Below are 13,980 nucleotides of genomic sequence, written 5' to 3'. Positions count from 1 at the left end.
TAGTTTAAACAATATATAATAAGTGAAAAGCATATTTTGTTAAAAATCTATGATACTTAAGATTCTATTTTGTATAAAAATATTGATTGGAGGTCAGCGCTATTTCTGTATTTAATAGCAATTTATTTAATAACATAATACTTAATCCTTACAATGAAGGAAGGAGAAAGTTGAAGATTATTACTGCTTATGCCTCTCCTTCTTTTTTACATCATGTACTTTATACTCTTAATGAAGTAGAAATTGAGTTATTTATAGGCATGACAAAAGTCCAGCCAATAACTATTTGGGACCACAAAGAATATTTGAAGATGGCAGATGATACAAAGCGACTGACTGTGAATTATCATAATGGCAATAAACCTGTACACTCTAAGATAGTTTTGTGGGAACGGGAAGGTTTATTTATTTCTGAAGCAGCTTTTTTAGGATCTGCTAATTTCACAAGAAATGGATACTCTAATTATAGTGAAACAATGGCTAGTGTTAATCCTTCGCAAGTGATAAACATATTTTCTAATTTAAAAGAGTATGTACCGTTTGATCAACCAAGTCTTGAAAAAACTATGAAATTCACATATCAATCAAATTCTAACAATTCAAATATTGATGGTTCTGCACTAGGAAACTTAGTAAAAGAAAAAGGTTACTGCCATTTTAATTTTCCGTTAACCGTAAATAATAACAGAAGAAAAATTCATGAAAAGTCGGGTTTGAATTGGGGACAAAGACCAGGAAGAGAATTAAATCAAGCATACATACCTGTACCTAAAGAAGTGAGAAAAGCAGACTTTTTTCCAGATAAGAAGATAGAATTTTCGGTTATTACTGATGATGGAGAGAGTTTTATTTGTGTGGTGGCTCAAGATGATAATAAGGCTCTTGAGACATGTAGAGATAATAGTATCTTGGGTAAATATTTTAGAAATCGCCTTGGTGTCCCATTGGGAGGTTTTGTGAGTATAGAAGATTTAGATAGGTATGGTAGACACTATGTAACTATTTATAAAATAAATAATGAAACGTATTTTATGGATTTTAGCTGAGGAGACTGTAAATGATTCAATCAGGTATTAGTAAGGTGAAAAAATTCAATCGGGTTCTTAAAAGGGATTTGCCACAAGAAGAAATAGATAGAATAATGACAACTGCAGAAAAAATGAATATAAAAATAGGGAAACCTTATGATGAAACTCGTCAAGGATTGCTTTTTGGCCAGGTTCAAAGCGGTAAAACTAACAATATGCTAATGACAATCGCAAAAGCAGCTGATAATGGGCACCGATTATTTATAGTATTAACTTCTGATAATCTTTGGTTATATGATCAGACACTTGAACGTATACAAGAAGCATTACCTGGATTGTTAACACTCGGTAAGGACTCCTGGGGAATTGAATCAATGACAACCAGAATCCGTACAGCTCTTCAGCATAGTGGGATAGTATTGGTCACAACCAAGAATAAATTGATCTTGCCCAAAATGCAAGAGTTTATTGATCAGTATATTTCGACTTCTACCAGAGCAATAATATTTGATGATGAAGCTGACCAAGCTAGCCTAAATACATTTGCAAACAGTGATATGCAAAGTAAGTTAAGTGAAGTAAGTGCTTCTATAGTTAAGTTAAGAGATTATTTTCCGAAACATGTGTACGTACAGGTTACGGCTACCCCTCAAGCTCTCTTTTTACAAGGTGCTAATAAAGCTTTTCGTCCAGATTTCATTGAAAAATTTGATCCGGGAGTAGGTTATGTAGGGGGAGAAGTTTTTTTTGAGGACGAATCATTTGCTATGAAGTCATTTGCAGATACAGAAATAGATGACATAATGAATGAAAATTCCAATCTGTCCTTTTACACAGGCGGTTTGGCAATTCCCACTGGCTTGAGACAGGCACTGTGCACCTTTTTTGTAGGGGCTGCTATGAAAATATGTAACGAAGAGGAAACAAATTATACATTCTTATGCCATGTCAGTCATAAACAGGATGATCATAAAAGACTTGAGGCTATAATTAATGGTTTTATTACGAGTTTATCTATAGCTTTACATGAGGAAAATCGTGAGGAAGAACGAGATATTGTTTATACATATTTGAATGAAGCTTACCGTGACTTATCTCAGACTAATAGTCGAGTACCTTCTTTTGAATCAGTTATAAGCGAAATTGCAGATAATATTACTAGTACACAATCACAATTAATTATATCAGGAAGTCATTTTAAAAGACCAAACTACAGTGCCCCATTTAATATATTGATAGGTGGAAATAAGCTAGGACGAGGAGTAACGATTAAAAGGTTGCTAGTAACCTATTATGGGCGTACAAGCCAAGCTCCCAAGGTTGACACTATTCTTCAACATGCAAGGATGTACGGTTATAGACAAAAAGATTTGGGCGCATTGAGGTTTTATACATCTCATTCAATTTCAGACATTTTTAAGGAGGTTTATCTTTCAGAAAAAAGGCTTCGAGAAGTAATTGATAAATCTAATCCGAATGACTTGCAGGCATTAGTTTTATCAAGAACAAAACATTCTATAATTAAACCGACAAGATCAAACGTTGTTTATTTGGATTCAGTACTTTTTTATATGTCAGGAAAACGGTATTTTCCTAGAAATCCATTAGTGAGTAATGTTAGTTTATTGGATCAACTATTATCAAGTTACAAGAGTGATCAGGGACTAACTATGGTGCCGATTCAGACTCTGATTGAGATTATAAATCTAACTAAATCAGAGAATTTTGAAGGAGGCAGCTGGGATGATGAGGCTGTATTAGCATGTTTGAAAAATATGAAAAATATGTATAATAATCGTGGTTATCTTGCTGTACGAAGAAATAGAGATATACAAAAGTATGCAAGGTCAATGTTATCTTCAGATGATAATCAATTGTATAACCCAGATGGTCCTACGTTGATAATGTATAAATATACTGGTTCTTTAGATAAGGGCTGGACTGATAACAAGCCGTTATGGGTTCCAAATCTAAGATTTCCTGATGGAAATACATATTTTATGTTTTCTGCGAATGAAATGTTTAGTTAACTTTTAAAAAGTTGTATAGGAGGAAGTTGCTGCTCCTATCAAAAAAGCTTGTAGAAGTAAAACTTCTACAAGCTTTTAATAAGCTTAGACAGTGTAAGGTACTTTCCCTTCATGGACTAACTCATCAAATGTCCATTTAGGTTTGACAAAGGAATATTCAATACCTGCAAAGGTTTTTAAAACAGCTTCCGCTATAATTTTAGCTGCTTTAGGAGGGACAGCCATTCCAATTTGCTGTCTTACTTTTTCTTTTTTTCCTTCAAAAACAAAATGATCCGGAAAGGTTTGAAGGCGAGCACGTTCTCTATTAGTTAATGCTCTTGGTTCATCCCAGTGATAAACATGAGTTCCTCCACCTCCGCTGCCAGTTACGGTGTAAGAAGGTTCATCTGGGTGGAGCCTTTTATAAATCTGACTCATTCGCGCCCCTTTGACCTTTAGGCGCAAATCTTCAGGAATTCCTTCATACCAAGCATTTTTGCCGGGAGGAATATAGTTTAACATTTCAATTGTTTTAGGATTATGTTTTGTTAGTTCATGATTCTCTGTAAAATCTAGAATTGGAGGGTTATTAAGAGCCTCATTTGCAGTTACGTATTTATCTGGTGTAATAGGTGCAGGCACTTTAAATACTAAGTCCTGATCTTTTCTAATACCAACTATTATGATTCGGTGTCTTTTTTGAGGAACACCATATTCTTCAAACTTATATAAATGAGGTGTTAAATGATAGCCCATTCCTGCAGAGGCCAGTTCTTTTAATATTTGTATAAACGCTTTCCCCTCATTTGCACTTTGAAGTCCGCCTACATTTTCAGCAATAAAAAATTTAGGGTTATGATAATTAAGAACTTTAACACCATAAGAATAAAGCGGACCATAATCACCGCTCATCCCTTTGTGCTCACCTACTACACTGTAATCATTGCAAGGAAATCCAAACGCTAAAGCATCTATTGGCGGGAGGCTTTCAATGTCAAGTTCCTGAACAGGACCTTCAATTACACTCGAGTCATCTATGTTTTGGCAAATATTACGTCTGTATGTTTTACAAGCTGATTCATCATAATCATTAGACCATTCGTGTTTGATTTTATATTCATTACCAGAATCATCAACAATACACGCGCTTATTAAACCTAAAGCAAGTCCTCCGGGTCCGCTAAAAAGCTCTCCTTTACGGAAGATCATATAAAAACCTCCATTAATTAATCTAAGTAATACATATTATAAACTATAACATATTTTTTTGCAGCAAGGGGAACGTTTGTTTTTACCTTTTATAAGATTTAAGTTTAATTAAACGGGGAAAAATGAATATTGAAAAGGTAAGGAGTGATTTAATGTCTGATACACATACAAAAGAACAAAGAAGAAAAAACATGCAAGCTATAAAATCAAAATCAAAATTAGAAGATAAAGCAGTTGCTGAATTATGGAGAAGAGGAGTGCGCTTTAGAAGAAATGTAAAATCTCTGTTGGGAAAACCTGATATTGCAATAAAAAAATATAAAATAGTGATCTTTATTGACTCTTGTTTTTGGCATGGTTGTGATATTCATGGAAATATGCCAAAGAGCAATAAAGAATATTGGGAGGCTAAACTAAAACGCAATAAGATCAGGGATAGTGAAGTAACGTTTTATTACAAAGAGAAAGGCTGGAATATCTTAAGGATATGGGAGCATGAATTCAAGAAAGATTTTAACATGGCAATAGATAAAATTGAAAAGTTTATAAAAGAAACAAAAGATGGATACTCTAAAAGATAATAAGAGGATTAGTCATCTAGGTTTTAAAATGGTTTTCTTAATTAATCCCCATCGAAGCTATATTTTCCCCCTCTCACTTTAGATGTATATAGATCCTAATTTTATCATTATTATTGACTATAGGTAACAGATATTTGTAAATGGCACCGCGAATCAAATGAGGTCGATTGTACCTACACTTATAGTCCTGTGTAAGCTGAATGACATTCGCGAGAAAGAGGAATGGAGAGGATGATAGATAAATATACTTATTTAAATTTTCCTCAAGACAAACCTTTTTACCTATTTATCCAATATGACCCATCATGTAATATGAAAATAGTCTGTATTGTAAAGAATTGACACAGTTTGATAGAAACACGAGGTGTTGCGGCATGCATAGTGAAATGTTGTTACATTCGGTAAAAGCCGACTTACATGAAAAACAGGAACAGATCCATCAGTTAAAACGAGTGCTGCACGAAATCAGGCAAATCAAACACGAATTTTCCGAGGCCCAGCATCTCATTCACCGGCCTCATCTTAACCGGGAGGCATGGAGAGGAACACATGCTGAGCGGTTTGAAGATATTCGTGAAGAAATGAACAAAGCATATCGTCAAATCAAAAGTGAACAAGTCAGCGGAATCATCGAAAGCATTGAAGGAAAAATCCATTCATTAGAGGGCGACGTATATTCCATAAGACGCCAAATCACGAGAATAGAGCACGAAATAGAGAAGGAAAAACATAAAAAGTGAGGTGAGCACAAATGGCACAGGAAATTAAAATGGTCTATGGCACAGTGAAGCAAGGGCTCTCTCAGCTTAAGAATTCAGCGGAACTCAAGTCCTCCTTGCCCGGCCATATCTCAGGACGAAACCATTTGAATGTTGTAAAGTCCATCGAGCAATTAAATGAGGACATCAAAGAAATCACTGAAGCATATGCGTCCGTTCTGGCCAAGCATATTGCACAAACGGAAAGCGCGGTAAACGCCATGAAGGAAACGGATGAAAACATATCATCTTCCATGAAATAAAGCGCGGGAGGACAAGGGATTGAAAACATTAGATGTCCACGCTCTTCACGAGGGCATTCAGCATACCATTGAGAAATTGGACAAGCAAAAACAGCAGCTGGAGAAGCTGGAAAAAAGCGTTGAGCATCTGGCAGGCATGAAGGATGCGCTAAAAGGAAAAGGCGGAGATGCGATCCGGACCTTCTACGAGGAGTGCCACAAGCCTTTTCTCCTTTTCTTTGGCATGTTTATCGACGAATACAAAAAAGTGCTGAAACAAACGCAGCACGGGATTTCCTCAGTAGAATCTGACTCCCATGGCATGATTGCAGAGGCTTTTCTCTCACACGATGCAAGACACGGGGTCAAGCATGCACGAGAAGTGACAGAACAGCTCACAGACGCAGTGAATCGCCAAACATCAGCCATCGATCACATCGTCAGCCTGCCGACAGTCAATGATTCCTTTTTTCGGATGGAAACAGAACAGGCTGAGCGGCTGATTACAGACACCCTGCATAAGCTCTTTCAATTTGACGGCCAGCAAACCCAAGCACTAGAAACCGCAAAATCAGATTTTCAAACGATGAAAAAATACATAGACCAGCTCAAAACCATGTACACAGGTCCGAAAATTGAAATCACAGGGTACAAAAGCGGCTCCATCTTGAAATCGCAGGAAGAAGAAAAGATCAACCAAACCTTCGGCGCTATTAACTCGCAAATGAAGCAGCCTGATGATTCACCGATGGAGATGATGTTGAAGAAGCTGGAGAAACATAAGCAGTCCAACGTTGATACCGTGATGAACGATGGCAAACAACAGAAGATCGAGCGTGAGATTCATGCTGATGACAGTAACGTAACAGTTCTGCAGAAAGAAGCAGCAGTTCACCCGAAAGTCTATGGAGACATACGGGTGATAAATGATAAACTATATAATCATAAAGGATTAAAAAAGATAGATACGATTCAAGTGATTGACGAGCTAGAAAGTGATACTGCAAGCATTGACTACGTCGGCGGCAAATATTCTGTATATGAAAACGGCCAAATTGTGAGAGAATTCTACGCTGGAGGGAAGAAGCGTCTAGAAGAAGTGTCTTACATTCCAGACGATAAAGTAGGCGGAGCTAAGTCACTGGATTCATTTCTTGCCGGAACCCAATATGAATTTATTGAGTGGGTAAGTCCTCAGGGCGCTATTAAAAAATTGGCGGTCCGAGGCGGGAAGCGTGTTGTCACAGATGTGGCTAAACATGTAGTGGAGAAGGATATAAAGGGAGACGTAAAAAAGAAACCTTCTAAAGGCAGTGTTAATAGTAAGTGGTGGCATCCTGGATATGTAGATAATTTAAGCTCTTCCCAAACGGTTATAGGAATAAAAAATTCCCCTAAAGGTTTATCAACTCTTGGTAGCTCAACACGTCAGAATGCACTAGATGCAGGAGAAGGCTGGGTTGGTCAAGGAGCGGAAAAAATGTATGATAAAGCAGGAAATTTTTTAGGGTACAAAAGTGTAGATAAAATGAGAGCTTTCAGATTGCAATATAAACCAAAGGAAAAAATGTGGAGAGCGAACTTCACTGAAAATGAAATTACTGTTGTAGGATCAAAAACAGAATTAAGAAATGTACATGTTGATATTTTAGATTAAAAGGTGGGATATAATTATGTTAGAAATTAAAGCTTTAACTAAAGACTATGAAAATTGGGGTGAGGACGCTGATGATTTCTACGTTTCATTTGAACTTGACGTAGGATTGCCTGATATACCAGGTGCTTCTGATTTATTTACTTTTAATATTATTAGTCCTAAAAGATTGGATAAGATACTTGAAAGTACAAAAATTGAATTAGGTCATGGATATCTCATAATGAGAGATTTTAATATAAAAACTGTCAATTCTACTGTAGAGACTATCATGAATAAATGTAAAGACGATGACTATGATAAGTATATGAATAATTTAGCTCAATACTTTAAATTACAAGGATAACACCAAAAGAGTTGTTGGCTAGTCGCTTATAGTTATACTAAAAGAATATGAATATATCGGAACTGTAATCAATTTCGAATTTAATACACATGTTATATGATAAACAACTAGAGGTTTTTCATGTTAGAAGAGATTCCTGGTTATAAAAATCTCACATCATAACTATTTTAATTAAATGGTTTTCAGGACCCTCTGGTTTGCTTCCTAGTGAGTAGCTTTAGAGTAGTGTAGTGGTAACTGTTTTACCTTGATTGGCAAAGTGCCTTTCAAGGTTTTTTAATAAAAATATTTTATAAAGCTAGTTCATAAACCCTTTCACCTTTTCTCTGGCATGTTTATCGACGAATACAAAAAAGTGCTGAAACAAACGCAGCACGGGATTTCCTCAGTAGAATCTGACTCCCATGGCATGATTGCAGAGGCTTTTCTCTCACACGATGCAAGACACGGGGTCAAGCATGCACGAGAAGTGACAGAACAGCTCACAGACGCAGTCAATCGGCAGACATCAGCCATCGACCACATCGTCAGCCTGCCGACAGTCAATGATTCCTTTTTTCGGATGGAAACAGAACAGGCTGAACGGCTGATTACAGACACCCTGCATAAGCTCTTTCAATTTGACGGCCAGCAAACCCAAGCACTAGAAACCGCAAAATCAGATTTTCAAACGATGAAAAAATACATAGACCAGCTCGAAAACATGTACACCGGCCCGAAAATTGAAATCACAGGCTACAAAAGCGGCTCGATCTTGAAATCACAGGAGGAAGAAAACATCAACCAAACCTTCGGCGCCATTAACCCGCAAATGAAGCAGCCTGATGATTCACCGATGGAGATGATGCTGAAGAAGCTAGAGAAACATAAGCAGTCCAACGTTGATACCGTGATGAAGGATGGCAAACAACAGAAGATCGAGCGTGAGATTCATGCTGATGACAGTAACGTAACTGTATTACAGAAGGAAGCAGCAGCCCACCCGAAAGTCTATGGAGACATACGGGTGATAAATGATAAACTATATAATCATAAAGGATTAAAAAAGATAGATACGATAGAAGTGATTGACGAACTAACTCGCGATACTGCAAGCATCGACTACGTCGGCGGCAAATATTTTGTATATGAAAACGGCCAAATTATGAGAGAATTCTACTCTGGAGGGAAAAAGCGTCTAGAAGAGGTTTCTTACATTCCAGAAGATAAAGTAGGTGGAGCTAAGCCACTTGATTCGTTTCTTGCCGGAACTCAATATGAATTTATTGAGTGGGTAAGCCCTCAGGGTGCTGTTAAAAAATTGGCGGTCCGAGGCGGGAAACGCGTTGTCACAGATGTGGCTAAACATGTTGCGGAGAAGGAAAGTAAGGGTGAGGTTAATAAGGTTGCTGCTAAGGTTACAGGTAATATCCAGACTGGTGGCCGAGAACTTTCAATTGATGAATATCTTAAACAATTAGACAAAGCAGATGAGATGTACAAAGTATTTAGAAAGTCAAAAACTGATGTTCAGTCTATCGCTAATAATACAGGAATGACTAAACAAAGAGTACAGAGAATTAAAGAGCATTTGTTTATCAGAGAGCACAAGAAGGAACACGGAATAGGTCGATTCGATCCAGATTATGAAATCGCAAAAGCATGGGATAGACTTCAAAGAGGGACTTACCATAAAAATGATATTGATTTATTAAATCATGAACTTTTTGAATCGAAATTTGAAGGGATATTCAAGACGGATTATAGGACGGCACACGATAAAACAGTAAAGTCCGGACGACCTTGGTATCCACCAGAGGAGGAGTAAAAATTGGCTTCATACGTTTTATTACTAAAAGAATATGAAGATGATGAAACTGTGGTTTACAAATTTGGACCTAATGAAAATACTATGGGTAAAATTAAATTAAATAAAATAACTAGGAAGTTTTCAGAGTTAGAAGAAATTCCTGATAAAGATCTCCCGTCAACATTTTATTTTGATCGAGCTGCACAAAGATTAGCTGTTTGTTTAGTAAGAGAAGGAGGTGTATTTCCAGAAAAAACAGCTTTTGAGTCTTAGCCTATGATAAAACCTTGATTGGCAAAACGCCTTTCAAGGTTTTAATGTATAAAAACAATCTCTATCTTATTCAATATAATAAAAAACATAGAGGTTCACCTATGATATATAAAGCGCTTGTTAAAGGACTTGATACACATATAGAAGCGGAAGTGACACTCAAAATTGATGGTATTGAATTCACAGGTTTTTCATCAGTTTGTCCTTATGAAATCGAAGTCGGGAAAAAATATCCTGTGTTGATTGGCTTTACGATTTTTGATGAGTTAATGATTCGTGAAAATAAAGAAGGAATAAAAGATATAACACGAATTGATTTAGGATATCAATATTATATTAGGGGAGTTTTACAAGAGGATTCAATTGATGCAGGAATTGTTCTTACTGATGAAGATGAGTATTTTTCTGAATATCCTCATTTGATTGGGGAACATGTTGAGATAAAGGTTGACAGGATAAGCATAGAATTTTTAAGTAATTAGCAGGTAATTTGAAATCATGTTAAAAACATTAGAATGTAGAGATAAAAAACCTATGAAAGTAGAATTTGATGTCTATACACCAATTAATATAGAATTTGGAAATTGGGATATATCAGAAGATAAAACGGTATACTGGAGAACCGGTGATTTTAAAAAATCATTAATCGAAATAGGATTTGCACAAAAAACAGGAGAAATTCGTTCTATTACATTAATGCTGTGTGAAAGTGTTTATAAATCTAAAGAATGGAATATTGAAAACATTGAACTAATAAAAGGGGTTCCTGTTCTTAGCGTAGACCTCCAACAGAATGAAACGTATATCGATGAAAAAGGAATATTAAACGTATATATAACAGATAAGATAGTTCATATTCAATTTTCAGCTCATGAGATAGAATCTCTTATAGAAAATAATCACGTGTTATTTTGTTTAGATGGTGATGACAACTTTTGTGGCATTATTATAAACGATGTAGGAGATGATGAAATTAACATATTAGAAGAGGCATTAAAATAAAGAAAAACCATGAAGAGCGAACCTTTTAAGGTTTTTCAAAATTATCATCACTTTCTAGCAACCAAAATAAAAAGGTAAGGGGTGGTTTGTAATTTTTACTATTTATAATGAAAATGATTTATTAGAACTGTTTGATAGCGAGCCAATAAGCGTGTCGAGTGATCCCCTTGCAGAAGTATTCATGTATTCTATCCAGGATATGAAAGGCTTTAAACTGATTCTGACAAGGGATGTATACGCTTTGGAGTGCAATCTAAGTCTTGCCTTCAATGAGTTGCTTGTTTTTGAATCTAAGTTTATAAATGTTACTCAATTAAAGAGGTGTAATTCTGATCTATTTATATATATTCATAACGAACCAAAGGTAAAGGTTATATTTAAAAAGCAACTTGGAATTATTTTTATTTAATGACATATATGAAAGCAAGGATGTTAGAAATTGAAAACCGCCTTAAATACTTTCAAAGTACATCATGTAAATTACGATTGGAAAACTCTTTACGTTGGGTTGAAGCAAGGGTGGATAAACAAAATTGAAGTAATGAATTATGCTGTTGAATATTTGATGAACCATCCGGGTGTACAACAAGAAGAAATTCTAGAACTGGCTTGGGGAGACAAGGATGATATTGAAGAAGCCATTTTAAATATAATACGAGTTGAAGAAAATAGTTATTATGCTATTGAAAAAAGAAAATGGAGATATGTTATTCTTCTTGAAGTAAAATCAAAGTATAGTGATCATGCAATTGAACTTTTGAGCAAGCTTGCAGAAGTTTATGCAGATATGAATTACCCTGAAGATATGGAGGATTTTATTCATTATCAGCCTTCTAATAATGGATGCAACCCGCGTTTAAATTCCTATGAAAAAAGTATAAATAGATTATGTAATTTGTTTCAAGATTTTTTAGTAAAAGAAAAACAAAATATAAAAAATGGCTTACCGTTATAAACATAAATACTACTTAAAAAGTAATTCCCTTAGTCAAAAACCAAAAATGAAAGCGTTGACATCCCATAAATCTAGTGCTAAAGTATACCTACAAACAAATAAAACGACCCGTCAGGATTGTTACTGTGAAAGCAGGCAAAACCTAAATGGTGCAGGTGCAGGAGGAGACTCTCGCATTCTGTGTCATTTAGGTTTTTTTATTCTCATTTAGGAGGTGATGCGGCATTTGATACAAAAAAAGCTGGTGAAAGGCGGCCACCTTTCATCCAGCAGTCCCCCATAAAAAGGAGGTATACACATGGATTATGATAAATTATCGAAAGACATATTACAACTCGTAGGCGGTGAAGAAAACGTTCGGGGCATGATTCACTGCATGACGAGGCTGCGTTTTAATCTTCATGACAATTCGAAGGCGGACCGCAGTCAGTTGGAGCAGTTGCCGGGTGTGATGGGCACCAATATCAGCGGCGAGCAGTTTCAAATTATCATTGGAAACGATGTGCCGAAGGTGTATCAGGCGATGCTGAAGCACAGCAATCTCAGTGATGAGAAGAGCGCTGGTTCATCTTCTCAGAAAAAGAATGTGCTGAGTGCGGTCTTTGATGTGATTTCTGGTGTGTTTACCCCGATTCTGCCTGCGATTGCGGGAGCGGGGATGATCAAAGGGCTTGTTGCGCTGGCAGTTACGTTTGGCTGGATGGCGGAGAAGAGCCAGGTTCATGTCATTTTGACGGCTGTCGGTGACGGCGCGTTCTACTTCCTGCCGCTCCTGCTCGCGATGAGTGCGGCGAGAAAATTCGGAAGCAATCCATACGTAGCGGCAGCCATTGCGGCGGCGATTCTGCATCCGGAATTGACGGCTCTGCTTGGTTCAGGGAAACCGATTTCCTTTATCGGGCTTCCTGTAACCGCTGCCACTTATTCTTCAACCGTTATTCCGATTTTGCTGGCGATTTGGATTGCTTCGTACGTGGAAAAATGGATTGACCGTTTCACACACGCGTCTCTCAAATTGATTGTAGTTCCGACATTCACATTATTGATCGTCGTGCCGCTGACATTGATTACAGTCGGTCCGCTTGGCGCTATTTTAGGAGAATACTTGTCTGCTGGTGTCAATTATTTATTTGATCATGCAGGGCTTGTGGCGATGATTTTGCTTGCGGGAACGTTCTCTTTAATCATTATGACGGGCATGCATTATGCCTTTGTGCCAATTATGATCAACAACATTGCTCAAAATGGCCACGATTATTTATTGCCGGCTATGTTTTTGGCGAATATGGGGCAGGCCGGAGCATCATTTGCCGTCTTCCTTCGCTCCAGAAACAAAAAATTTAAATCACTTGCGCTTACCACAAGCATCACGGCGCTGATGGGGATTACAGAACCTGCGATGTACGGCGTGAATATGCGATTGAAAAAGCCGTTTGCGGCCGCTTTGATTGGCGGTGCAGCCGGTGGCGCGTTTTACGGAATGACGGGTGTTGCTTCCTATATCGTCGGAGGGAATGCAGGTCTGCCGAGCATCCCTGTTTTTATCGGCCCAACGTTTATTTACGCGATAATCGGTCTTGTGATTGCTTTCGCGGCGGGAACAGCAGCTGCGTATTTGCTTGGATTCGAGGATGTGCCTTCTGACGGCAGCCAGCAGCCGGCTGTGCATGAAGGCAGCAGAGAAATCATTCACAGCCCGATTAAAGGAGAAGTGAAAGCATTAAGTGAAGTCAATGACGGAGTGTTTTCTGCCGGGATCATGGGAAAAGGGTTTGCCATTGAGCCTGAAGAAGGAGAAGTTGTCTCACCTGTTCATGGAAGCGTTACCACCATTTTTAAAACAAAACATGCCATTGGCATTACGAGTGATCAGGGAGCAGAAATCCTCATACACATTGGATTGGACACGGTGAAGCTGGAAGGACAATGGTTCACGGCTCACGTCAAAGAAGGCGACAAGGTCGCACCGGGAGATCTGCTCGTTTCCTTTGATCTGGAACAAATCAAAGCTGCGGGATATGACGTCATTACCCCGGTGATCGTGACCAACACAGACCAATATTCGTTTTCGCCGGTGAAAGAAATCGGCAGAGTGCAGACAAAAGAAGCGCTGCTAGCTTTATCTTAAAAA

13 protein-coding genes and 1 pseudogene are annotated in these 13,980 nt (G+C 37.4%); 13 read left to right on the top strand and 1 reads right to left on the bottom strand.

Features of this window, described 5'->3' with window-relative positions; all coding sequences use genetic code 11:
• Positions 1 to 86 precede the first annotated feature (86 nt).
• Both M1M80_RS20585 and M1M80_RS20580 read left to right on the top strand, forming a co-directional pair.
• Entirely contained in the window at positions 87 to 1,046 is a 960-nt protein-coding gene (locus tag M1M80_RS20585) for a restriction endonuclease PLD domain-containing protein (RefSeq protein ID WP_080429070.1), read from the top strand.
• A gap of 11 nt (positions 1,047 to 1,057) precedes the next feature.
• Positions 1,058 to 3,058 (top strand): Z1 domain-containing protein, encoded by a 2,001-nt coding sequence (locus M1M80_RS20580; RefSeq protein WP_060399859.1) that lies wholly within the window; start codon positions 1,058 to 1,060, stop codon positions 3,056 to 3,058.
• A gap of 84 nt (positions 3,059 to 3,142) precedes the next feature.
• Here the strand turns inward: M1M80_RS20580 and M1M80_RS20575 are convergent, their stop codons facing one another.
• A complete protein-coding gene (locus M1M80_RS20575) occupies positions 3,143 to 4,249 on the bottom strand; it encodes a DNA cytosine methyltransferase (protein ID WP_060399858.1) in 1,107 nt (368 codons plus the stop codon).
• A 152-nt stretch (positions 4,250 to 4,401) separates the two neighbouring features.
• On the opposite strand from M1M80_RS20575, the gene M1M80_RS20570 reads away from it, so the two are divergent.
• From M1M80_RS20570 to bglP, 11 genes and pseudogenes are all read left to right on the top strand, one after another.
• Positions 4,402 to 4,830: a very short patch repair endonuclease gene (locus M1M80_RS20570; RefSeq protein ID WP_060399857.1), complete on the top strand. Its 429-nt coding sequence runs from the start codon at positions 4,402 to 4,404 to the stop codon at positions 4,828 to 4,830.
• A gap of 374 nt (positions 4,831 to 5,204) precedes the next feature.
• Positions 5,205 to 5,570: a YwqH-like family protein gene (locus tag M1M80_RS20565; protein ID WP_060399856.1), complete on the top strand. Its 366-nt coding sequence runs from the start codon at positions 5,205 to 5,207 to the stop codon at positions 5,568 to 5,570.
• 11 nt (positions 5,571 to 5,581) lie between these two features.
• Positions 5,582 to 5,851 carry a YwqI/YxiC family protein gene (locus M1M80_RS20560; protein WP_060399855.1) on the top strand — a complete coding sequence of 90 codons (270 nt, stop codon included), beginning with the start codon at positions 5,582 to 5,584 and terminating at the stop codon, positions 5,849 to 5,851.
• A 19-nt stretch (positions 5,852 to 5,870) separates the two neighbouring features.
• Positions 5,871 to 7,487: a ribonuclease YeeF family protein gene (locus M1M80_RS20555; RefSeq protein ID WP_060399854.1), complete on the top strand. Its 1,617-nt coding sequence runs from the start codon at positions 5,871 to 5,873 to the stop codon at positions 7,485 to 7,487.
• Between the two features lie 16 nt (positions 7,488 to 7,503).
• Complete coding sequence (locus M1M80_RS20550) at positions 7,504 to 7,830, top strand: Imm8 family immunity protein (RefSeq protein ID WP_014481380.1); 327 nt, start codon at positions 7,504 to 7,506, stop codon at positions 7,828 to 7,830.
• Positions 7,831 to 8,119: 289 nt separating this feature from the next.
• Positions 8,120 to 9,637: pseudogene (locus M1M80_RS20545) on the top strand (T7SS effector LXG polymorphic toxin); the annotation flags it as partial.
• Positions 9,638 to 9,640: 3 nt separating this feature from the next.
• Positions 9,641 to 9,892, top strand: a complete 252-nt coding sequence (locus tag M1M80_RS20540) for a hypothetical protein (RefSeq protein ID WP_060399853.1) — start codon at positions 9,641 to 9,643, stop codon at positions 9,890 to 9,892.
• 101 nt (positions 9,893 to 9,993) lie between these two features.
• Positions 9,994 to 10,374: a hypothetical protein gene (locus tag M1M80_RS20535; protein ID WP_060399852.1), complete on the top strand. Its 381-nt coding sequence runs from the start codon at positions 9,994 to 9,996 to the stop codon at positions 10,372 to 10,374.
• Between the two features lie 16 nt (positions 10,375 to 10,390).
• Positions 10,391 to 10,894 (top strand): hypothetical protein, encoded by a 504-nt coding sequence (locus tag M1M80_RS20530; protein WP_060399851.1) that lies wholly within the window; start codon positions 10,391 to 10,393, stop codon positions 10,892 to 10,894.
• A gap of 439 nt (positions 10,895 to 11,333) precedes the next feature.
• Complete coding sequence (locus M1M80_RS20525; protein WP_080429069.1) at positions 11,334 to 11,849, top strand: DUF2247 family protein; 516 nt, start codon at positions 11,334 to 11,336, stop codon at positions 11,847 to 11,849.
• Between the two features lie 298 nt (positions 11,850 to 12,147).
• Positions 12,148 to 13,977: a PTS beta-glucoside transporter subunit IIABC gene (gene bglP / locus M1M80_RS20520; protein WP_060399849.1), complete on the top strand. Its 1,830-nt coding sequence runs from the start codon at positions 12,148 to 12,150 to the stop codon at positions 13,975 to 13,977.
• Positions 13,978 to 13,980: the final 3 nt, after the last annotated feature.

This window comes from Bacillus inaquosorum, from assembly GCF_023238325.1.
Classification (GTDB): domain Bacteria; phylum Bacillota; class Bacilli; order Bacillales; family Bacillaceae; genus Bacillus; species Bacillus inaquosorum.
Note: the sequence above shows the minus strand (reverse complement) of the source record. Positions and strands in the feature narration are given on the sequence as shown.